This is a genomic window from Paenibacillus sp. FSL R5-0749, from assembly GCF_038595085.1.
Lineage (GTDB): Bacteria > Bacillota > Bacilli > Paenibacillales > Paenibacillaceae > Paenibacillus.
In genome coordinates, this window is sequence record NZ_CP152005.1 from 6358079 (window position 1) to 6380570 (window position 22492).

At 47.0% G+C, this 22492-nt stretch carries 19 protein-coding genes; 1 reads left to right on the forward strand and 18 read right to left on the reverse strand.

Annotated features, from left to right (window positions below; translation table 11 throughout):
* Positions 1-114: 114 nt before the first annotated feature.
* The 5 genes from MKY85_RS28340 to MKY85_RS28360 form a co-directional block, all read right to left on the reverse strand.
* Positions 115-1164 (reverse strand): ABC transporter substrate-binding protein, encoded by a 1050-nt coding sequence (locus MKY85_RS28340; RefSeq protein WP_315938603.1) that lies wholly within the window; start codon positions 1162-1164, stop codon positions 115-117.
* 323 nt (positions 1165-1487) lie between these two features.
* The gene (locus MKY85_RS28345; protein WP_339238569.1) at positions 1488-1646 is read right to left on the reverse strand and encodes a hypothetical protein; all 159 of its coding nucleotides are present in this window, start codon (positions 1644-1646) and stop codon (positions 1488-1490) included.
* 3 nt (positions 1647-1649) lie between these two features.
* The gene (locus tag MKY85_RS28350; RefSeq protein ID WP_339238570.1) at positions 1650-1808 is read right to left on the reverse strand and encodes a hypothetical protein; all 159 of its coding nucleotides are present in this window, start codon (positions 1806-1808) and stop codon (positions 1650-1652) included.
* 156 nt (positions 1809-1964) lie between these two features.
* Entirely contained in the window at positions 1965-2612 is a 648-nt protein-coding gene (locus MKY85_RS28355; RefSeq protein ID WP_342571340.1) for a winged helix-turn-helix transcriptional regulator, read from the reverse strand.
* Between the two features lie 12 nt (positions 2613-2624).
* Entirely contained in the window at positions 2625-3512 is an 888-nt protein-coding gene (locus MKY85_RS28360) for a rhodanese-related sulfurtransferase (protein WP_124116691.1), read from the reverse strand.
* Between the two features lie 415 nt (positions 3513-3927).
* Between MKY85_RS28360 and MKY85_RS28365 the strand changes: the two genes are divergently transcribed.
* Complete coding sequence (locus MKY85_RS28365; RefSeq protein ID WP_342571341.1) at positions 3928-7131, forward strand: InlB B-repeat-containing protein; 3204 nt, start codon at positions 3928-3930, stop codon at positions 7129-7131.
* A gap of 51 nt (positions 7132-7182) precedes the next feature.
* On the opposite strand, the gene MKY85_RS28370 is transcribed toward MKY85_RS28365, so the two are convergent.
* The 13 genes from MKY85_RS28370 to MKY85_RS28430 all read right to left on the reverse strand — a co-directional run bounded on the left by MKY85_RS28370 (position 7183) and on the right by MKY85_RS28430 (position 22476).
* Positions 7183-8289, reverse strand: coding sequence for a hypothetical protein (locus MKY85_RS28370; protein ID WP_342571342.1), 1107 nt, complete (start codon positions 8287-8289; stop codon positions 7183-7185).
* A 60-nt stretch (positions 8290-8349) separates the two neighbouring features.
* Positions 8350-9864, reverse strand: a complete 1515-nt coding sequence (locus MKY85_RS28375) for a HAMP domain-containing sensor histidine kinase (protein ID WP_339257842.1) — start codon at positions 9862-9864, stop codon at positions 8350-8352.
* On the reverse strand, positions 9861-10571 hold the full coding sequence (locus MKY85_RS28380; RefSeq protein WP_339238580.1) for a response regulator transcription factor: 711 nt from the start codon (positions 10569-10571) through the stop codon (positions 9861-9863). Before MKY85_RS28380 ends, MKY85_RS28375 begins: the two co-directional genes overlap by 4 nt.
* 211 nt (positions 10572-10782) lie before the next feature.
* Positions 10783-11622 (reverse strand): Rpn family recombination-promoting nuclease/putative transposase, encoded by an 840-nt coding sequence (locus tag MKY85_RS28385; RefSeq protein ID WP_339238582.1) that lies wholly within the window; start codon positions 11620-11622, stop codon positions 10783-10785.
* A gap of 85 nt (positions 11623-11707) precedes the next feature.
* Complete coding sequence (locus tag MKY85_RS28390) at positions 11708-12604, reverse strand: AraC family transcriptional regulator (RefSeq protein ID WP_342571343.1); 897 nt, start codon at positions 12602-12604, stop codon at positions 11708-11710.
* 180 nt (positions 12605-12784) lie between these two features.
* On the reverse strand, positions 12785-14194 hold the full coding sequence (locus MKY85_RS28395; protein ID WP_249913758.1) for an MATE family efflux transporter: 1410 nt from the start codon (positions 14192-14194) through the stop codon (positions 12785-12787).
* A gap of 236 nt (positions 14195-14430) precedes the next feature.
* Positions 14431-15294 (reverse strand): carbohydrate ABC transporter permease, encoded by an 864-nt coding sequence (locus tag MKY85_RS28400; RefSeq protein ID WP_342573498.1) that lies wholly within the window; start codon positions 15292-15294, stop codon positions 14431-14433.
* Positions 15295-15348: 54 nt separating this feature from the next.
* Positions 15349-16230 carry a sugar ABC transporter permease gene (locus MKY85_RS28405; protein ID WP_124116702.1) on the reverse strand — a complete coding sequence of 294 codons (882 nt, stop codon included), beginning with the start codon at positions 16228-16230 and terminating at the stop codon, positions 15349-15351.
* A gap of 38 nt (positions 16231-16268) precedes the next feature.
* On the reverse strand, positions 16269-17588 hold the full coding sequence (locus tag MKY85_RS28410) for an extracellular solute-binding protein (RefSeq protein ID WP_339238589.1): 1320 nt from the start codon (positions 17586-17588) through the stop codon (positions 16269-16271).
* Between the two features lie 126 nt (positions 17589-17714).
* On the reverse strand, positions 17715-18497 hold the full coding sequence (locus MKY85_RS28415; protein WP_342571344.1) for a response regulator: 783 nt from the start codon (positions 18495-18497) through the stop codon (positions 17715-17717).
* A complete protein-coding gene (locus MKY85_RS28420) occupies positions 18487-20259 on the reverse strand; it encodes a sensor histidine kinase (RefSeq protein WP_342571345.1) in 1773 nt (590 codons plus the stop codon). The genes MKY85_RS28415 and MKY85_RS28420 overlap by 11 nt, the downstream gene beginning before the upstream one ends.
* A gap of 523 nt (positions 20260-20782) precedes the next feature.
* Positions 20783-21610: a carbohydrate ABC transporter permease gene (locus MKY85_RS28425; RefSeq protein WP_076251848.1), complete on the reverse strand. Its 828-nt coding sequence runs from the start codon at positions 21608-21610 to the stop codon at positions 20783-20785.
* Positions 21610-22476, reverse strand: coding sequence for a sugar ABC transporter permease (locus MKY85_RS28430; protein ID WP_036606633.1), 867 nt, complete (start codon positions 22474-22476; stop codon positions 21610-21612). Before MKY85_RS28430 ends, MKY85_RS28425 begins: the two co-directional genes overlap by 1 nt.
* Between the last annotated feature and the right edge of the window lie 16 nt (positions 22477-22492).

The window sequence follows — 22492 nt, forward strand, 5'->3', positions numbered from 1 at the left end:
ATCAATCTCATAACTCATTAAATTATTGTTTCTGTAACTAGATATAGACAAATTGAATCGTTTTGATCTATATCTACCCTTGATTGAAGTAGCTAAAGGTATTATGAATTGATTCTATTGAATAATGTTGTTTTCTTGGTCTTTTACTTCCGCCTTCATCTCATCCGTAACCGTGATGCCTTGGGCTTCCGCTGCTTTCAGGTTCAGGATCAGATCCAGCTTGTCTGGAACGGTGACTTTCATATCACCAGGATTCGTACCATTCTTCAGAATGTCCGCAGCCATCTCACCCACCTGATATCCATGGTCATAATATTTGAAGCCTACCGTTGCGAAAGCTCCTTTTTCAACCGTATCCCGGTCACTGGAGAAGAACGGAATTTTATTGCTGTTCGCCGTTTGGATGATCGTATCCACCGCACTTACGACAGAGTTATCAAGCGTAATGTAGAAGGCATCTACTTTGCCAACCAGAGAATCCGTTGCCTGTTTAACTTCAGATGTATTCGTAACTGGTGCTTTCACCAGCTTGATATTATGTGTTGCGAGCGCTTTTTCTGCGTTATCTGCCATAACCACTGCATTCGGTTCACCTTCGTTAATGACCAAGCCTACCGTTTTTACATCCGGCAGATTTTTGGCGATAAAGTCAGCCAATTGTACGATAGCCTCCGGGTTCGTGTCGGATGCACCTGTAACATTGCCGCCCGGCTTATCCATATCAGTTACCAATTTGGCGCCCAGTGGGTCTGTTACCGCCGCGAACAGCAATGGCTTGTCCTTCACTTGCTGAGCCAGAGCCAACGCCGATGGTGTTGCGATTCCGAGTACGAGATCATTTTTGGAATCACCCGAGATTTTCTGTGCAATGGACAGGTTGTTCGTCGAATCACCTTGCGCGTTATTGTAATCGATTTTGAGGTTCTTGTTCTCTTCAATACCCGCATCCTTCAGGGCTGCGATGAAACCTTCGCGTGTAGCATCCAGAGATGGATGTTCAACAATCTGGGAGATGGCAATCTGGTATGATTTTTCCTCGCTGCCTCCACCTGTTGTACTCCCCGATCCTTCGGATTCCGAGCCTGTACCGCTGTTATTTCCGCAACCTGCCGCAACGATCATTGAAGCAACCATCATCAGTGACATCCAAAATTTCTTTTTCATGTGTGAGAACCCCTCTCCATCTTATAAAATGTGGTTACCCTTATCGAGATTCCATTGACACGATAGGGTGGGACAAAACAAACGCTTCAACGCATTGTTGCTTTGATCGACAAAAGCAGACAAATATAGACTTTTGTCATGCGACTGAAGTCCATGAACCGTGTTAGTGTTTTATTGTTCCCCTAATATTAAGGGGCGTCCCGATATACGTCAATGGTTGAACCGCTTCCAATTTACTCTCATCGGTTGATTGTGATAGGAAATATTACATAAGATCAAAAAAGGCAACCCACATGTTATGCGAGCAGCCTCATATAGATAGCTTATTTTTCTTCTTGAATTGCTTTTAGCTCAGCAGAGGTTAGTCCCGTCGCTTTGACAATGGTCTCTTGATCAAGACCCAAGGTGAGCATATTCAATGCAATTTTCCGCTTGCTCTCAGCTTCACTTTCTTCGATTCCTTTTTGAATTCCTTCCTCCATGCCTTACTTGAGACCCTCTTCTCGTGCGCCCTCAATCATGGATATCTGATCCCGTAAAAACTTTTGACGTGCTTCATACTGTTCGCGGAACTCTTCATCCTCGCTCAGTTCCTTCAATAGATTCATGGCCTTTTTCAAAGCCGGTTCGGGTTCATGCATCATTAACGCCTCCCATCTAACATAGAGTTATGTATAAGAATCTGGTGTTATCTCAGATTATATTACGTATCTCACTACAAAAATAACGTTTTTACGTCATTTTTATCCAAAAAAAGAGACTATTTCGACGAGTCGAAACAATCTCTTGTGTATAAACCGTTAATTCCCCGACGCTTCGCGAATCTCATACTTGCACCTTTTGCCGCCATCGGCGTAACACTCGGTACGCTCCACCTCCGCTTGAAGCAGCGAGCGGAACAATTCCAGTTCACAGCGACAAGCCTGCTTGTATACACTCGCAACTTGTACAATCGGGCAGTTCATTTCCGTAATGACGTAGGTTCCATCTTCTTCTCTGGACGCATCCGCCATATATCCGTTGGCATTCTGAATTCGCGCGAGTTCCTCCACCCGTCCGGCCAGTTCCTGGCCCTCCATCTGTGGCAATCCGCTGCGGAGCAGCTTGTCCCGGCGACTCTCGAACAATGCATCCACCACACCGCTCCCGGCTGATTCAGACAATTCTTCAAGCAGTTCCAGCGTAAGGGACGAATATGATTTTGGGAAAAAGCTGTCCCCGCGTACCGTCAATTGGTACACCGAGGATGGACGTCCAGCCGTAGCCCGGGCCTCCCGAACCTCGATCCAGCCGTCCTGCTCCAGTGCTGTCAGATGACGACGAATGGCCATGCCGGTCAGACCCAGATCAGCTGTCATTTCCCTCGCGGTCAATGTACCTTGCTGCTTCAGCATGAACAAAATCCGTTCACGCGTCGTTCGTTCCTCTTCGCGCTTCACGATCAGCACCTGCTCTCCTGCTTATGCGTGTACCGGTGCTGCCTCCCGGCAGGCATCCGAACAAAAGCGGTTATGCGTCTCTTCGCAATCCTCGCAGCTTACGTGCTGCAGGTTGCAGGTTGGACAATTAATATATCGGTCATGTGTGGTTCCACAGTGATAACAGCTGGCAATGACAATATCCTCTTCTGTCCGATTAATCGGTACAGAGATTCGCTCGTCAAACACGTAACATTTACCATCGAATAGATGGCCTTGAACTTCTGGATCTTTACCATACGTGACAATACCGCCGTCTAATTGAGCCACGTCCTGGAATCCTTCATTAATCATGAATCCAGTCAGCTTCTCGCAGCGAATACCACCCGTGCAGTAGGTAATAATCGTTTTATCTTTCATGTCACCCAGGTTCTCGCGAATCCACTCCGGGAACTCACGGAACGACTCAACATCTGGACGGATGGCGCCGCGGAAATGGCCGATTTCGTATTCGTAATCATTGCGACCATCGATAACGATGACATCATCCCGTTGCAGATGCTCATGGAACTCTTTCGGTGAGAGGCGTTTGCCACTAATCACATTTGGATCCAGATCTTCGTCTACGCGGAACGTAACCAGCTCTGCTTTGTGACGAACAAAGATTTTTTTGAATGCATGTTCTTCCACATCATCAATCTTGAACACCATATCGCTGAACAGCGGGTTCGCATGCATGTCTTTCATATACTGTTCCGTCTGTTCCGGCGTACCGGATACCGTGCCGTTAATGCCTTCGGATGCGATCAGGATACGTCCTTTCACACCGAGGTCCTTGCAGTATTGCAAATGCTCTTGTGTAAACGTCTCGGGGTCTTCAATCTTCACGAACTTATAATATAAAAGCACGCGATACGCGCTGTTACACATGTATATCACCTGTTCCTATTCCATGTTGTTATGAGCCGGATCATCCGGCAAGACGACTACGTTGCACCCTTACTTGTAAAAAGAAAAGAAACAGCCGCCCGAAACTTCGTCTCGAACTGCTGTCTGACATTCGACTTATATTCCTGCATTCTAGTTTATCGGAAGCGGAATAGCTTAGTCAATATAAATGTATAGAAAGGGATGAAAGATATGGAACATTTCAACCATAAATGATTTGTCTCTGGAAAATCCAAAAAATATATTTCGAATTTGAACTATAATCGTATTCATTTTTGCTCTCATATCCATTAAACTATGCTCATCATTATATGGCTTACCACTATGAATTAGGAAAGTACAGTGGACAGGAATAACCATAACGTAACATATTTAAATGGAAAATGGGGAATGAGTCATGCGTATAACACTATTAAAAAAAGTAAGCTTCCTATGGTTAGTATTCCTGATTGGACTAAGCGGTCTATGGAATAATCCTAACATTATACAGCGAGTCCATGCCGCGGCTGCAGATCCCTATCTTGGTGAGATCAGATTATTCCCTTACAGTGCGGTCCCTACAGGATGGATGCCCGCCAGAGGACAGACGCTCTCTTTAACCCAAAATACAGCCCTCTACTCGTTGCTTGGCAATAATTATGGCGGCGACGGAAAAACAACATTTGCCTTACCTAACCTTACTAATGCTGCACCAGAAGGGTTGGGCTATTACATAGCTATGAATGGTATATTCCCTTCCCGAGACCCCGATGTTTTATACACCCGAAATGCTGAGTTAGGCGAGGTTCGCCTATTTCCATATTCCTTCTCTCCCACGGGTTGGCTAACTGCTGAAGGGCAGAACGTTAATGCCTCCGTATATTCGGATCTATATGAAATGATTGGTACAACCTACGGATCAGACACACCGAATGAATTCAAGTTGCCTAACTTCCCAGAGATTAATGGTGTACATTACGCTATATTTACAAACCAAGCTAACCATGCCGAGAATGGTACAGGTAGCGAGTACATTGGTGAGATCATTCCCATGTTAGTCAGTCTTTCGACAAAAAACTGGTTATTGGCGAATGGTTCCACTCTTGGCACTAACGATAACCAGCCCCTGTTTAGTCTGTTGAGCACCAGGTTTGGGGGCGATGGTCAGGTGAATTTTAAAGTACCTAATTTAAACAGCAGCCAATCCAACTTGGTTTATTATATTGCTAACGCAGGAACGTTCCCCAACTTGGACGGTGGACGGCTTCCGGAAGCAATCGAAGACACCTATACCACGAACCAAAACTCCACTTTGGCTGAGTCTGCACCAGGCGTACTTTCCAATGATAGCGACGGTTCTACCGCTATTCTGAAAAGCGGGCCGATGAACGGAACATTGGTAATGAATGCCAACGGGGCATTTACTTATACTCCGAACGCCAATTATGTTGGAAGTGACAGCTTTACCTATAGTGCCGGCAATCCATATGGTACAAGTATTCCAGTGTCAGTGACCATAACAATTGAGCAAACCACTCCTCCTATAGTCAACGGCATATCTGACGGTGGAATATATAATCAAACGGTAACACCTGCATTTAATAGTGGTACCGCATTTTTGAATGGTAATGCATTCGCAAATGGTACTACAGTTACGGCTGACGGGGTTTATACATTGGTGGTAACCAACAATATTGGCAGTACAACGTTGAATTTTTCCATTGATACAGCAGCTCCTGTTGTATTGGGTGTCACTGATAATGGAAAATACAACGAAAGCCCAACAATTACTTTTAATGAAGGAACAGCCACTCTGAACGGTTCACCCTTCAACAACGGAGAAACGGTTCAATCTGAAGGAGAATATGCACTGATTGTTACCGATAGTGCGGGCAATACCACAACCCTGCATTTCAGCTTTTATACGCCTCGAACGATCAACTTTAACAGTAACGGCGGTTCTGAAGTAAACGAACAAACAGTATCCTACGGTGACAAGGTTATTGTTCCAGCAGTTCCAACTAAAGCAGGATACACCTTTGCTGGATGGTATACCGATTCAGGTCTGAGTCAGGCTTTTGATTTCGGCAATACCACCGTTACCGCTAATATCACGCTGTATGCGAAATGGACGGTCAACTCCTATACCGTTCACTTCGAAACTAATGGTGGGTCAGTCGTTCCTGATCAGACGGTCCCATATGGTGAGTTGGTGACAGCTCCTGACATTCCAATCCAAGCAGGACACACTTTCGCTGGCTGGTATACTGAGCCTGAATGGAGTACGCCATTTGACCTGAATACTAGATCGATTGTCCAGGAGACCACATTGTATGCAAAATGGGCACCAAACACATATAAGGTAACGTTCAATACACTCGGAGGATCAGCAGTATCCGATGCAGCTGTTGAATACGAAAAGAAACTTTCAGCACCTGCTTCGCCAACCCGTTCCGGCTATATGTTTGCAGGCTGGTACGCAGACCCCGAGTTGAAGACTCCATTCAACTTTGCTCAAACAGAGATTACAGCCGATCTGATCTTATATGCCAAATGGAGTGTTAATTCCACGCCACCAGCAGGTGGTAATGATGGTAACAGCGGCGGAGGCTCTGGTAACCAGAATAACAACGGGTCGAGCATTACCCCTTCGCCGCCTAATACCATAACCCATTCGACCACGAATGGACGTTTAACACTTGCTGCAGGGCAGGCTGGGCAAGTGAGTTTGGGTGATGGCATCACTGTAACCATCCCGGCTGGAGCAACTAATCAAGAAATGAAGATCACGATTGACCAGATTACAGATTCTTCGGAATTGCTAACTAATCAGACTAAATTAATCAGCCCGGTATATGAGTTACTTAAGAATGTTCAACAGAACTTCAATAAATACGTAACCTTGAATCTGACTTTTGATACATCAAGCTTGCCAACCAATCACCAGGCTGGACTATTCTACTTTGATGAACAAAACAAGTTGTGGATCTCTGCGGGAGAAGCTTCAATTCATGACAATCAAGTCAACGTAGACGTAGACCATTTCACCAAATTTGCTGTTTTTGCGGTTGAACAACCCAAGGCGCCAGCAGAGATTGGATTTAGCGATGTCAACGGGCACTGGGCGGAAGATTTCATTCAGGAAGCCGTCCGTGAAGGTATCGTAAGTGGATTCTCCGATGGGTCATTCAAGCCTAATGCATCCGTTACGCGTGCTGAATTTACGGTGATGCTAATGAATGCACTGCAAACAGAATACACAGAAACCGCAATATCTTTTACCGATCATGCAAAAATAGGAGCTTGGGCACAGTCTGCTGTAGCTCGTGCAGTGAAAGCAGGATTTATTCAGGGGGACACTGAGGGGGCTTTCCGCCCCAATGACGCTGTAACCCGTGCCGAGATGGCTGTCATGGTAGCCGGTGCGTTTCAATTAAAAGCGATAACTGGCACCAGCTCAACCTTTGCAGATGATGCACAGATTCCACTTTGGGCCAAAGCAGCTGTCGCTGGCATGCAAAAAGCCGGGATGTTGAACGGTAAAGGGCTGAATACCTTTGCTCCAAGTGATAAAACTACGCGTGCAGAAGCGGTCAAATTACTGTTGAAAACAAAGAATTAGTGCATATCTAAAAGCCTGTTCCTTCCCGGGAACAGGCTTTTCTGAACTGTTTTATTCCGAGATCGTAATGACCGAGGTCACAAAGTGATACGACTCATTCTCCAATACCGCCTGCGATAACAGGATCTTATTGCCTTCCGGACTCCAGGCAAGCGGGTCAGAGGCGTTGTCCATATCCGCCGAGATCTGGAACTGTTCTGCCGACTCCGTGTTGGAGACGAACAGCCCTTTCTCATTATCATTCTCGGAATTGATCGTATACGCAATCTTGGAATCATCACCCGACCAGCTGGTGCCGAAGATCTGCGTGCCTCTGGCGAGTGTGGCCTTCTCGTTACCTTCCAGATCGGTGAGCACCAGCGCCCGTTTGGTATCCGCCGTTCTTTTCACAATCGCAAGCCTTGTTCCATCATTGGAAGGAATGACCCATTCCACACTTTTCAGCACCTGTTTCACGTCACCCGTCTTCACGTCGTATGCATTCAACTGGCCGTCTTCGCCCGTAATATAATAGAGCATATTGCCTGACACTTTGATACTCCGTACATTGAAATTGCCTGTCTCCACCAGCACCTTCGTTGTTCCATCCACACTTGCCGAGATCAGATCACCCTTCATATTGGGAAAAACGACATGTTCATTATCCAGCCATGCACCCTCTTGGATAAAGCCATCCTCCTTACCGGCAGGGGTTGTCTCCCCGTTATGCAGATTCAGAATGTAACCTTTACCCGTACTTTCCTCCGGCTCCCGATAGAACAGGTACTGAGCATCCGGTGACACCAGCGGTGCACCCAGGCTAACTTTACTTTCCTTGAGCGGCGTGTCTGTACCTTTGGTTAGATCATACATATATAAGTTATGCGGGTATCTTTCCTCACCTTCAACAGTAACGGGTTTCAAGGACTTATTCTCCTTGTCGGATACAATCCAGTCGTCACTTAGCCATGCAATTCCGCGCATATTGGACAATTTATCAATTTTCTCCAACTTGAAGCTCTGGTACACAGACGTGTTGGTATTATCTTTCACCGTAATATCGGTGCCTGTTTTTCCGCCTTGTGCATTGCTACCAGGCTCTGTTGTTCCCCCGCATGCTGCTGTCGTTAACAGGGCAATGGCCCCGAACGTACCCAATGCTGCTTGTTTCCAATTCATGATGGTCCCCCCTGGTTTCTCTTGCTATAGACCAAGCATACACATCGCATACTTCCAAAGTTATTCAGACTTGTTTCGAACTTGTAAACTTGCATCAGCCAAAGGAAATACGAGTTGGAATGTCACGCCTTCCCCATTCTGAGAATCGCTCGTACTGCTTGGAAGTAAGGTGATTGTACCTCCTTGCTTTTCAACAAATTGCTTCACGAGAGATAATCCGAGCCCGGTTCCGCCGGTTTTTCTGGCCCTGTCTTTGTTCACCGTGTAAAAGGGTTCAAAAATCTTCTCCCGCGCCTCTGCCGGAATCGGCGTACCCGAGTTATAGATGCGAATGACCGCTTGACGCTCCTGCATCTGTAATTCGCTCTTCACCCGGATCACACCATCCGGAATGTTATATTTGATGGCGTTATCCAGCATGTTGATGAAGATATGCATAAGACTCTCCCGATCACTGCGGATCACCGCCGGTTCAAGATCCAGTTCCATGTTCAGCGCAAACTTCTCCGCTTTCCCACGCATCCGGCCACAGGCATCCTCCAGCAGAGCACTGACCTCTACATCTTCGGCCTGGTTCTCGAAATCATACTTCTCCAGAGCAGATAAATGCAGTACTTTCTCCACCATCTCGTACAGCCGCTCCGTTTCTTTGCCAATGTTACTCGTCGCATCATCAAGCAGTTGCGGGTCATCCTTATACATGTCGAGCAGCTCCACATAAGCTTTGATCGAGGTCAGCGGAGTCTTAAACTCATGACTGATGTTACCGATATATTGTTTCTGCTGCTGTTCCAGCGCCTGAAGCTTCTCTATCGCCAGTTGCAGCTTCTGCTGCTCCGCATGCATGGCTGTGATATTTTGCTGAATGGATGTACTCATATAATAGATGCCTTGCCCCAGCTCTCCCAATTCATCCTTACGCCTTACAGGAGACTCCGTAATGTAGTTCCCTTCCCGAATGGAATCTGCGGACCTCTTCAGCCGGGTAATCGCAACGGCAAACCGATTGTAGAACAGATAACCTAATATGAAGCTCAGCGCAACCACGGTAATTCCTGCCCATATGAACAGTTGAAGGATGCGAGTATAGAACTCATGGTAACTCTGGACAGGATATTGTATCCATACAGCGCCCATCTGTCCATCCGGGCCATCCAGTGGTGCGGCATAGAGCAGGGTCTCGCCCTGCTCATGATAAGCTATTTTATTTTGCAGTGCATAGTCCAACGTTTCCTGTACGAGTTCACTCTCGCCGGAGGCGAAGGATGCTCCCACCTGCTGGCCTGTCATGTTATAGAGTGCAATTGGCAATCCGGTAGAGTTGGCCAGTTCCTGTGCCAGCCTACGGCCATTTCGCTGTAAAAAAACGTCCTGATCGAGATGAACCGACTCGGTGTAGTAGGACTGTCGTACATTCAGGTTCACCAGCCGTGTCTGCTGCGATAGAATACCTTCAATCTGTGACTGCTGATTGCGTTCAATACCACGCAGGACCAGTGAACTAAGCACAACCACGGTCAGGATTAGCAAGGCTGCCAGAAAAACACTGAACTTCAGCTTGATGCTGACTCTCATATGGCCCCGCCTGGTTCAGGTGCAGATGCTTTGTAGCCAATCCCGTATACGGTCTGCAATTTTTGCTGATCCGTATCTCCGATTTTTTTGCGCAAACGCTGGATATGAATGTCCACGGTCCGTGTCCCACCTGCATATTCCATGCCCCATACCCGATCCAGCAGATCGTCTCGTGTGTACACCCGTTCAGGATTGGACATGAGAATGGTCAGCAGATCAAACTCTTTCGGTGTCAGATCCAGCTTCTCCTCATTCACAGTCACCGTGCGGTGAGCAACATGAATACGCAGTGTGCCATTCACGATGGCCTGATTCTTCGAATCGTCAGGTGGTGGACTGCTTTTCTCGACACGACGCATGAGCGCTTTCACCCTTGCAAGCAATTCTCGGATCTCGAATGGTTTGGTCATGTAATCATCCGCACCCATTTCCAGACCAACGATCTTGTCCACGATATCATTTTTGACGGTCAGCAAAATAATGCCTATATCCTCCCGGTCCTCCAGCCTGCGGCATACGCCGTATCCATCGAGCCTGGGCATCATGACGTCCAGAATCATGACTTGCGGGTGAAACGATGCGACCTTAACCAAGGCCTCTTCGCCGTCACTCGCAGTCTCTACTTCATATCCTTCGCGCCGCAGCGCGTAAGCAATGGCACTGACGATGCTTGATTCGTCATCTACCACGAGCACTTTTTTATTCATGAGATTCATCCTCTTTATCTATGTCATGGGTTAGTTTATGGGTCTATGTTAGCAAGGTCTATGTTAATTGGCTATGGATGAGTTGCAATTTGTATGACAGGTGCATATCCTCTCAGCTTAGTCTTGGCTTTACTTTCTTTATACCCCAAAGGCAACAAAAAGAGCCAACCCGCGATTGGATCAGCCCTTGATCTATAGATTCCGATTCATGTTACGGTTTAGGCAACAACTTGTTAATTTCGTCTTCCGAGAGTCCAGATGCTTTAACTATAGCAGAGAGATCTACGCCAAGCATGAGTAACTGACGAGCCATTTCTCTCTTGCCTTCAGCCGCTCCTTCAGCTCGTGCGCCTTCAATCATTGATTTTTCGTCACTCAATGCTTTCATCCGAGCATCATAGGCCATTCTGGTGGACGCATCTTGACTTAAAAATTCCAGCGTATCCATCGCCTTTTTCAACATCGGTTCATTCATGGCCAGCACCTCCCAGTTTGATGTATCTATTCCTTTCAGGAATAATAACCAGTTCACGAGTCCGCCTTTTTCCATCGGAACAGAATACTGATCCAATTTGGTTAGTTCCATCACATGTATTTCGATATCATCCGTCAAACCAATACCTGTATGATCTTCCCGTAAATGAAAAACATTGTGATACCGCTCATTATCCAGACAGGAGTAATTGAGAATATTAATAGTCACGCATTTTTTTAGTAGACTGTAGTTTTCACCCTTTTTTATCTGATGAAAGTACATCTCACTCCAATAAAACAACGTCCTTTTCTCCATGTTATACGGGTTAAACAGCTGCATTTCAATGTTAATCAGTTTGCCTTCTACCGTCTTTGCTTTAATATCCAGAATGGATTGTTTATCCTCTGGACTATCCTTATCTGTATACGTGTTAACCACAGTGATCTCCGTAAGAGGAGATTCGCCGGTCTCTATAAACGTGCTGTTCAGAAAAGCTAACAAAACATCTTTGTTTTGCTCACTTCCAAAAATGCGCTTGAACACAAAATCTACTCGTGGATCGAGTAATTCCGTCACTTAGCATCAGCTCCATTCTCACCAGCATTATATCATAATTCCCATATAACCTCAGCTTGATAATGGATCTACACATATATTGCATTTACTCCTCAAATGACAGATTGAGCGGCTCGTCCGACATCTCATACTCTGTCTCCATATGTGTCAGCGGCGTGTTCAGATCAACCTCTTCGAAGCGGAAACTGTCGACCCACACTTTTCCTTTACCGTTCAAAATCACCCCGAACGAAATGACCGCGCTGCCCTCCGGCACATCAAGCACAATACTGTACTGGTTCCATGGCTGCGTACCCGTAATTGGCCGATCATGCATGTTATCAAATTGGAGCACATCATGAACGTTATTATCCACACGCATCCATAATCCGCAGAACGCCTCCACACGCTCGGTCCTCACGAATCCCGATAATTTCATCCGCTTGCCTACATACTTGTCCGCTCTGAACTGCTGCATCATCGTTGCGAATTCATTAGGCTCCATCGGTGTAACTGCCTTCAAATAACCTGAAGCTTTCCCCTGATGCACTTCGGCAGGATCAATGCCCATTTCATAATTTTGCGGATGACTTCCGGTTAACATCCAGCCTGTAATCGTTGACGTCTGACTCATCTGTACTTCTCCTCCTCTGGTTCTTCCTTCGAATAATTTCAGATCGAACAATTTGCGGAAACGTCCTGGTGGCATGCCATAACATTTGCGAAATGCGCGAGTGAAGGCTTCCTGACTTTCAAATCCACATGCCAGGGAAATATCCAGAATGCCTGCATCCGTGGATCGCAGGGCTGTGGACGCCAGACTCATCCGGCGATTACGAATATAGTCCACCACAGTCATACTCACCTCATTACGGAAAATCCGGTGGTAGTGATACGGCGACAACAACGCCTCGGATGCCACTTCTTCCAGCCCGATCTCTTCATGCAGATGGGTTTCAATATAGAACAAACTTTGCTGAATCATTGCACGGTAACGGCTCAACTGTGGTAAATCCCCCTTCCATATCCTTACTATACGTGAATGATGTATGTATCGTTTTGACCATTTTTGCTAACTTCACTTCGGTTGCCCTCTGCCGAAAATGCAAAAAAGAGCCAATCACGGATTGGATCTTTTCCGTCATTGACTCTCCTTTTATTTATCCACATATCATATTCGTTGTCAGACAGCCGGTACTGGCTGTGCACCAACCTCTTCGTCATCATGCTCCACCAGTTCATGTTTCTCCCAGGCTCTGCTCTTCCAGCGGAAGTACATAATAACTGCCCGGGTCCACTCATCCGCCGCAATCGCAAGCCACACGCCCGCAAGCCCCAGATGAAGCTGGAATATAAGCAGATACCCCAGTGGCAGACTCATGCAGACCATGGAGATCAGCCCCATGTATACCGGGAATTTTGCATCCCCTGCCGCACGCAGGGAACCTATGATCACAATATTGCAGGTACGCCCGGTTTCGAGCAAAAGACTGAGCAAAATCACCTGAGCCCCCAGCTTAATAATTTCCGGATTATCCGTAAAGATGCTCATCAGCGGTACACGGAAAAAAATGATGATGACATCAATGATAACCGTGGCCAGGAGGGCCCATTTTACACTGTCAAAAACACGTTTGTACGCATCGTCTTTGCGCCTCGCACCCACAAGCCGGCCTACAATGATTGATGTCCCCATACCAATCGCCATGCTGAACAAGTAGATATAGCTGGAGATATTGCCCGCATACTGCTTGGTTGCCATGGCTTCTGCGCCCAGATAGGTCACATACAGCGTGAACACGAGCTGGCAGGAGTGATATACCATCGATTCCATCGCAGACGGAATGCCAATCCGCAGAATTTTGCCAATAAAATGTTTGGACAATTTAATGTAGTATTCGAAATCCACCCGTACCTCGCTCACACGATACAACAACCAGAAGAAGATCAGCAGGCAGATAAACCGACTTCCTACCGTGGAGATGGCTGCACCTTCTACCCCTAGCTTCGGCAGGCCGAAGTGACCGAAGATCAATGCATAGTTACCAACCACGTGAATGACATTCATGAATACAGCAACATACATCGTTTCTTTGGTATAACCATGTGTACGAATCGTCGCAGCCAGCGCATTAATGAGTGCCTGGAGGAAGATTCCGCCACCGACGATATTTATATACGAACGGGCAAAATCATAAATTTCGCCTTGAATATTCAGAAGGGTTAGCAATTGTCCGCCGAACAGAAGGAAAATTCCGCTGAGGACCAGCCCCACAATAAGGTTCAGTGTAATGGCATTACCTGTAACCTGTGCTGCTTCACTTAGCTTTTTCGATCCAATATATTGTGCCACTACAATGGCAGCACCATGTCCAATGACTTCCAGTACAAGGATAGCGATAGAGATAATCTGATTGGCTGCTCCAACGCCGGAGACCGCGTTATCGGATACCGAGCTGAGCATGAGCGTATCCACGCTCCCCATCAACATAAATAAGAAGAGTTCCAGGAAAATAGGCCATGTTAGTCGAATCAGATTCAGATCCTTGGCATCAGAACGAAGGGACTCTTTGGTTGAGGATATTGCTGTCATTTTCTCACCTTTCCCATGTGGGCTTTAATTCTTAGGGTATGTTAGCACAGGTAGTTTGAAAATGCAGTAGTTTTGCGAAAATAGTTGAAATTTTTTTGTAATTCCATAAATAGGTATTTTCAGCGTTTTCATCTAGTCCTTTTTCCGTACGATTATCCATGGTTTTAGAAGACAAAAAAGGCCCCTCCCCACTCGCTTTTAAGCAAGTGATGAAAGGACCTTCGACGTTCAGCCTTTTAACCTTTAACTGAACCCGCAGCAATTCCCTCTACAATTCGATTACTCAGGATGAGAAAAGCAATCAGGATCGGCATAATGCTAATCATCAGCGTGGCACCAATGGCTCCCCAATCCGTTGTATATTGACCGATAAAGTTCTGTACCCCCACGGTCAAGGTCTTGTATGAATCCGTACTGATGAACGTATTAACAAAGATGAACTCATTCCAGTTATAGATCATGTTGATGATTGCCGTTGTGGAGATAACCGAAGCTGTCATCGGCAAGATAATCCGAAAGAAAATCCGATGCACGGAGCAACCATCCATCACTGCGGCCTCTTCCACTTCCCGAGGAAGTGCGTAGTAGAATCCGAGCAGAATCATAATGGTGATTGGCATATTAAAGGCAATGTAAGACAAGATAACTGACATTGGATGATCTGTGAGATGCAGCTTCAGGAACAAGCTAAACAGCGGAATCAACGTGGAGTGCACAGGGATCATGAGACCCACCATGAATAACCCCAATACCAGCGAACGACCCTTCCAGCGCATACGTGTAATGGCAAAGGTAACCAGACTGGCAAACAGCACGGTGAACACCACTGAGACTACCGTAATCCATACACTGTTGAAGAAGTATAAGCTGATATTTCCCTCTGTCCATACCTTGACATAGTTTTCCCAACGTGGGGTAGCAGGAAGAGAAAAAGGCGCCATGTCGAAAACTTCCTGATTATTTTTAAGCGAGAATAACATTAGCCAGACCAAGGGCAAAATTTGCAGCAAAGCGACCAGGGACAAGAGGAAATATAGTAGAACATAGCCGAATCTTCTCAACCATGCCGAACCTCGGTCTGTCCCCGGGTAAGTTGGCAATCTAACGGCCGTTTCCGTCTTCACCGGGATGGACCTCCTTTCATTTGACATGCGTCAGGAATACTGGATCGTATCTTTGGATGCCGTCGCTTTGCGAAGCAGCCAGGTAACGAGCAGACAGATCAAGAGCAGGAAGAAACCTACAGCACTGCCGTAACCAAAGTCGAAGCTACGGAACGCCTGACGATACATATAGGAGGCCATCACTTCGCTGGAGCCATTCGGTCCGCCATCAGTCATCACGTAGATAAGATCGAAATACTTGAGTGAGCCTACCACAGCCAGTACTACGGTCACCTTGATGACTTCAGTAATAAGCGGCAGCTTGATTCGAAAAGCGATCTGCCAAGGACTTGCCCCATCAATCCGGGCTGCTTCCACCAGAGATTCCGGAATGTTTTTGAGGGCCGCATAATAGATCAAAATATAGAAGCCTGCATACTGCCACAGAATCGGTACGAACAGTGCATACAGCACCAGGGATGGCTCCGCCAGCCAGGCTGGCGGATTGCTGAAGCCGATCGCTTCCAGAAAGGTGTTAAGCACACCGTTGCTGGGATGATAGATCTTCAGCCATAACTGGGCGATCGCGACCGAAGACAGCAGCATCGGGATCAAATATATTTTGCGGAACAGGTTGGCACCCTTAATCTTGCCTGACAGCACCAAAGCAATCATCAGATAACCGATCAGACTCAGCGCGGAGAACAAAGCAAGCAAAAAAGTATGATTCGCACTCTGCCAGAATGTTCCGTCCTGAAGCAGTCTGGCGTAATTATCCAATCCGATAAAGGTCATTGCACCGATCCCGTCCCATTGCATCAACCCATAATACCCGGTGAGCACAATCGGAATATAAACCAAGATCAGCAGCAGAAGCAGTGCAGGAAGCACGTACAACGCAGCAACGAGACGGTTGGACATGACTTTGTCCATCACATTATCCTCCCTTCAAGCGTTCAAGCATGTGTACGTCAATTGCCTTTATCAATCGCAGCCTGATGATTCTTCACAAAGTCCTCCGGTGTCACCGCTTTGCCAAACAACGCCTGAATCATGTCCAGATGTGCCTGAGCGGCTGCCGGTTTCATCTGCACGTCTGCAAAGAGTGTGAGACTGCTGGCCTGATTCAATTCGTTCAGCAGGTCGATGTAGAGCTGTGGCAGCTGTACTGTCGCCGTATCCACTTTGGTTGCCGGGATAACACCTGCTTCAGTCACCGAACTCTCACCCCATTTTTCCACAAAGTATTGCACGAACTTCTGTGCTTCTTCCTTCACTTTGGAGTTCTGGGCCACGAACAATCCTACGCCTGGGCCACCTACCCAGCTGTTAATATCGCTCTTGCCATCTTCCATCGTTGGGAATTTGAAAAATCCGATCTTGTCCTTGAACTCCTGTGGAATATCCGGGTTGGTCGTGAAGTTCGGAAGCTCCCAGGTGCCCATCAGATACATGGCAGCCTTTTCGTTCATGAATTCGGATTTGCCCTCATCGTTGGACAACCCGTTGAAGCCTTTGTTGAAGGCATTCATATCCACCAGCTTTTGTACCTCGGCAGCAGCTTGAGTGAGAGCAGGATCGTCAAACTTGCCGGAGCCATTGATCGCCTTTTCCAGTGCATCTCCACCTAACCGATTCGCCAGATACATATACCAGAGTGATCCGGTCCAGCGGTCCTTATTGCCTAGTGCGATCGGAACCTCACCGTTCTCGGTCAGTGTCTTCAGCACACTCAGGAATTCATCGTACGTTGCTGGCGGCTGCAAGTTATATTTCGCAAAAATGGCTTTGTTATAATAAATGGGGGAGATATTTAACTCGATAGGCAGGGCATATGTTTTGCCGTCAATCGCATAGGCTTCTGTTGTTCCGGCTATGAACTTGTCGCTAAGTGAGCCGCTAAGCACATCATCCAACGGCGCAAACAGATTGCCCTTTACATAAGGCTCCAGAAATCCGGCAGCCCAAGTTACACCCACATCGGGAAGTTCATTGGATGCAGACAGAATTTTTAATTTATTCTTGTATTGTTCATTCTCCAGCACTTCCTGCTTGATGGTCACATTCGGATGATCCGTCTGATACTGCTTGATGATATCGTTGACCAATTTATTTTGCTGTGCAGAACTGCCTGCCGGCCAGAGGTGCATGAATTTGAGGGTTACTTTCCCATCTGTGCCGCTGCTGCCCGTTTCACCCTCTTGATCCGAACTTGAACTGTTACATCCGGATAAAATTACGGCGAGAACCAGCGTCCATGACAGAAGTATGGCCATCGTCTTTTTGCTCATTATCCCAACCCCCTTGGTTTTTTCGGTTAATGTAACCGCTTTAACCAAATTGTAGCATGGGTCTATCGCCCCCATAAGACCAGAGTAATTTGGAAAAACTCCACTTTTTTGAGGTTATTTGTTATTTTATTCAGATAGGGAATGCCGATATTTGCTTGGACTAAGCCCCTCCAGACTTTTAAATACCGTGATAAAATACTTATCCGTCTGATACCCCACCTGTTCGGCAATTTCCGAGATCGGCAGGGTCGTCTGCACAAGTAGCTCCTTTGCCCGCTGAATGCGTTTCCGGGTGAGGTATTCACTAAAATTGATGCCGATCTGTTCCTTAAACAATACGCTGAAGTAACTGGAGTTGAGATGGAGTAAATCAGCAATTTCACGCATGGTCACATGTTCCCCCAGATGCGTATCCACATAGGCCAACGCTTCACTGATCTGGCTATTGAGTCTCTGTTCCCCACGCTCCTTAACATCCAGCAGCTTGGGGTCCACCAGTTCCTGCATCGTTTGAATACGTCGCTGTTGTTCGCTAAACTTCAAGGCCTTTTCGACGGTCTTCAGCAGCTGTTCCTTATCAATCGGTTTTAACATGTACTCCACGACACCCAGCTTAATGGCCTGCTGAGCGTATTGAAAATCGGCATGTCCCGACATAATCAGGACGACAGGTTTGTTTGCAAAATGCTGAATGGCTTCAATGAGGGACAAGCCGGAGAATTCTGGCATGCGAATGTCCGTGATTAATAGATCTGCTGGCTGTTTCCTGAGACACTCCACGGCCTGGGTGCCACTCTCCGCGGTCAGGATGTGATTTCGTCCTGCCGACCATCCTTCCAGTGTCTTGCGAATACCCTCTCTTGTACGCGGTTCATCATCGACGATAAGAATCGTTTTGTCATGAATCATATTCACCCTCCGTCCCCTTGGGAATCTCAAAGCAAATGACAGTCCCTTCCCCAACCTGACTAGTTATGGAGAGCTTGCAACGTTCACCAAGTTGGCCGCCAAAGTAAAGCTTCAGTCGTTGATGTACGTTGATTAGCCCTACACCTGTCCCTTTCTTGGATACAGCGGGGCCACCATCTAAAGCATGAATGACAGATTGAAGACGTGATTCATCCATTCCCGGGCCATCATCCCTAACCTCAATACGAACCAGGTCTCTCTCGGTCGAAGCATCCACATGGATGCTTATCTTTCCCGGTCCCAGTTTACTTTCAATGCCATGGAGAATCGCATTTTCCACCAAGGGCTGTATAAGCAGTTTGGGAATGGGGACCTTACGCACCGCATCGCTCAGCTCAATCTCCCATTGCATTCGATCTCCCAACCGCATCTGCATAATTCGAAGATACCGCTCTGCGTGTTCCAGCTCGTCGGCAATCGTAACCCATTCATCCTGCTGCGAACTGGAGATCGTGTAGCGGAATAATCGGGACATCGCCACAACCATACGTGCCATCTCCTCATCTCCCTTTTCCTCAAGAGACCAATAGAACGCCTCCAGTGTGTTGAATAGAAAATGGGGATTAATCTGAGACTGCAACGCCTTCAGCTCAGCCCGGGACTGCATGACTTCCTTCTCATGAACCACACGGGTCAATTCGTTCTGCCTGTAAACCATCTGGTTATATACGTTGTTGAGTTCGTTGATCTCCATCGTAGCGCTGACCATTAGATTAGGCCTCATGGCTCCCGGTTGTGCACTGCGCATGGCCCGCATCAGGCGTATGAGCGGACGTGTAATCATCGTGGACAGAAAGAAGGACATGATCAGGAACAGAACAACACCAATGATTCCCGAAACAAGAAGCGCCGTCCTCAGGATAGATACCCCTTCCGTTGTCTCCCGCAGCGGAGTTAGCACAGCAAGTGTCCATCCCGTTAATTCAGACTTTTGCCGGACGACGATATAGGATTCCTCCCCGTTCTGCACGACGGATTCGCTGTCCAATATGGCTTTTGGATCGAGATTAATCTCCAGATCCGAAGTCACCACTTCGCCTGCCCCATCCAAGAGCATGATCGAGTCCTGCGAACCATCTGCCCCATTGGAATCATTGAGTTGAAAAAAACTGCGTTGCATCCGCACCACAATATAGCCTCCATGTTCGAAAGAATGATCCAGCAGATTAATGCGTCGAATAGCCAGCAGCACTCCCGGGTCTTCAGGATCATCACCTGCCCATACCAGTCTGCCTTTTCCTTCATCCGCCTTGGTTATCCAGCTGCGTTCTACTCTAAGATCGAGGGATCGGTCATCCATAGGGAAGATGCGATGGTAACCGGTTGTGTATATCTCCATACTTTGCGCACCATTGATGAAAGACTGATAACTGCCTGCAATCTGCAAGAGAGCTTGACGCTGATTGAAGGTGGCCGGGTTGCCTTGCTTCTCATCGCTGAGCAGACGCTGCACATAAGAATCATCCGCCACCTGGGCGGTCAGCGAGTTCACTTGTGCAATGAGTGCATCCAATCTGCCACTGGCTTGGACGGCAGTTTGATGAATATGTTTCTCCGCATTGCTTGTCAGCAGAGCAGCTACCCGATCATAAGCCGATATGCCTGCGAGTAGCAGAACAACAAGCATCACCAGAACGAAACCGATGAAGATCTGATTGCGGAGGGAGTTAAAATGTCCTTTTTTCCTATGCAACTTCCCCATTCTCCTCTCTTTTCTGCATGTAAAAGAACCCACCACTTTACGCCCGTGCTCCTGAAGACTGGGTACTAACGATGCCGGATTTATCTACGTATTCAGTTCTTCTATATAAAATGAACGAAAGAATATTTACACTAGCCACTACGATGACAGAATAACCTTCCAATCGCTGTTATCCCCAGATTTTTTGATTCCCTTTTTAAAGGGGAAAATCCGGTGATAAAGGCGAACGCTCCGCTTTTTCAGGTTATTTCTGCCCTCTCCGTTCTCGTGCAAATGTTTAGTTCAATTTATATAGTTAAAGCGCTTGCAAAAAAAATAAACCTGAATTCCCTCTTCTCTCCGTCTTTGTTTATCGATTAAACTAACGACTAAAAAATAGCATAGATTTACAGGTTAATCAATCCTCCCGAGCGTTCCCAAACGTCAAATGACAAAGATCAAAAAAAGAGAGGGGACTCTTACAGTCCACCTCTCTTGGTTCATATCCCATTCACACCTATTCTTTTCTTTAACACATCTTCGGTTATTTCACAGACCCCTGTGTAACCCCGTTGATGATCCACTTCTGTGCAAACAGATAGATGATAATCATTGGCAGCAACGCGAGCAGGTAGGATGCAAACGCAAGGTTAAACTCGGTATTAAACTGTCCTTGGAATACATACTGTACAAGCGGCAACGTGTACTGTCCCGGATCACTGATAATAATGAGTGGCAGCAGGAAGTCGTTGTACGTTGACAGGCAGGTCAGAATACCAACCGTGGCACTGATCGGTGCCATGAGCGGGAAAATAATTTTCCAGAACGTGCCCCAGGTTGTCGCCCCATCCACAAAAGCTGCTTCCTCCAATGCCACCGGAATGGACCGGATATATCCAACGTACACAAATACGTTGAATGCCAGACCATAGACCGTGTGCAGCAGGATCAGACCTACCAGATTCGTCATCTCCAGCGATGCGGTCAGCTTCACAATCGGCAGCATGATGATCGGGAACGGAATGAACATCGCACTGACAAAGTAATAATAGAGTCCTTTGAAAAACTTGCGTTTCTCCATATTCCGTGCAATGGCATAGGCCACCATGGAGTTACTGAGCAATGTCAAAAGCACGGTTGAGGCGGTAACGATCGCACTGTTACGGAACGATTGGAAGAAGTTCGTCATGTCGATAGCTCTTGCGAAATTCTCCCAGTGAAGTGTTGTCGGAATGGCAAAGACCGATTGGGCCATCTGCTCCGGATTTTTCAAAGCAATCGTAACGGTCATATACAAGGGGAACAGGATAAACAGGGTACCCAGCACCACGAGCAGCATAACGGGCCAATTGATTCTTGTACGGCTTCTCATCACAGATCCATCTCCCTTCTTTGCAGGAACCGGATTTGCAGAATTGAAATCACCGCAATAACGATGAAGTAAATAACCGAGTTCGCAGATTGATATGCATATTCGCCGCCTTCAAATCCTCCGGTGTAGATGAGATGGGAGATGGACTGCGTCGCCCGTCCGGGACCACCGTTGGTCAAGGCTACGATTTGGTCGAAGACCATCAGCGAGTTTTTCATCGCCAGCACCATATTAATGGTGAAGAATGGGGCAATGAGCGGGAAGGTAATGCTCCAGAATTCACGCCATTTGCCTGCACCGTCGAGGTTGGATGCCTCGTATAGTGTTGTTGGTATTGTTTGCAGACCAGCCAAATACAGGATCGTATTCAGAGCCACGGATTGCCATACGGCAACAATAACGATACCGATCCAAGCCAGACTCTCGCTACCGAGTATGTTCGTGGAGAGCGCGTTGATGCCCAGATTTTGTCCCCAAATCGGGAATACGTTGGAGAACAGGTAGTTAAATATGTAACCTACGATCAGTACACTCAGAATATTGGGCAGGAAGTAGATGCCGCGGAAAAAGTTACGGAACTTGATCTTGGCATTCAGCCCGAGTGCAATGAGCAGGCTCAGGATATTGGTCAGGATCGTCACCACGATCGCGAATTTGAACGTAAACCAGTAGGCGTTACCTACATTGTCGTCCTGGAACAGGTTGAAATAGTTTTTGAAGCCAACAAAATCATACTCTTTCCCGAATCCGTTATAATTCGTAAATGAATAATAGATACCCTGGAGGGCCGGCAGTGTCATAAATACAAAGAACAATACTACCGCCGGAACCGTCATCCAGTAATAAGGTGCGATACGCTTGTTCATACTCCATCCTCCTTCA

What these genes read in the sequence shown, in the direction of transcription:
- MKY85_RS28405 (WP_124116702.1), bottom strand. Translation starts at nt 16,230, where the DNA reads ATGGACAAAGTCATGTCCAACCGTCTCGTTGCTGCGTTGTACGTGCTT.
- MKY85_RS28380 (WP_339238580.1), bottom strand. Translation starts at nt 10,571, where the DNA reads ATGAATAAAAAAGTGCTCGTGGTAGATGACGAATCAAGCATCGTCAGT.
- MKY85_RS28345 (WP_339238569.1), bottom strand. Translation starts at nt 1,646, where the DNA reads ATGGAGGAAGGAATTCAAAAAGGAATCGAAGAAAGTGAAGCTGAGAGC.
- MKY85_RS28410 (WP_339238589.1), bottom strand. Translation starts at nt 17,588, where the DNA reads ATGAGCAAAAAGACGATGGCCATACTTCTGTCATGGACGCTGGTTCTC.
- MKY85_RS28340 (WP_315938603.1), bottom strand. Translation starts at nt 1,164, where the DNA reads ATGAAAAAGAAATTTTGGATGTCACTGATGATGGTTGCTTCAATGATC.
- MKY85_RS28430 (WP_036606633.1), bottom strand. Translation starts at nt 22,476, where the DNA reads ATGAACAAGCGTATCGCACCTTATTACTGGATGACGGTTCCGGCGGTA.
- MKY85_RS28375 (WP_339257842.1), bottom strand. Translation starts at nt 9,864, where the DNA reads ATGAGAGTCAGCATCAAGCTGAAGTTCAGTGTTTTTCTGGCAGCCTTG.
- MKY85_RS28415 (WP_342571344.1), bottom strand. Translation starts at nt 18,497, where the DNA reads ATGATTCATGACAAAACGATTCTTATCGTCGATGATGAACCGCGTACA.
- MKY85_RS28420 (WP_342571345.1), bottom strand. Translation starts at nt 20,259, where the DNA reads ATGGGGAAGTTGCATAGGAAAAAAGGACATTTTAACTCCCTCCGCAAT.
- MKY85_RS28370 (WP_342571342.1), bottom strand. Translation starts at nt 8,289, where the DNA reads ATGAATTGGAAACAAGCAGCATTGGGTACGTTCGGGGCCATTGCCCTG.
- MKY85_RS28365 (WP_342571341.1), top strand. Translation starts at nt 3,928, where the DNA reads ATGCGTATAACACTATTAAAAAAAGTAAGCTTCCTATGGTTAGTATTC.
- MKY85_RS28360 (WP_124116691.1), bottom strand. Translation starts at nt 3,512, where the DNA reads ATGTGTAACAGCGCGTATCGCGTGCTTTTATATTATAAGTTCGTGAAG.
- MKY85_RS28395 (WP_249913758.1), bottom strand. Translation starts at nt 14,194, where the DNA reads ATGACAGCAATATCCTCAACCAAAGAGTCCCTTCGTTCTGATGCCAAG.
- MKY85_RS28350 (WP_339238570.1), bottom strand. Translation starts at nt 1,808, where the DNA reads ATGATGCATGAACCCGAACCGGCTTTGAAAAAGGCCATGAATCTATTG.
- MKY85_RS28425 (WP_076251848.1), bottom strand. Translation starts at nt 21,610, where the DNA reads ATGAGAAGCCGTACAAGAATCAATTGGCCCGTTATGCTGCTCGTGGTG.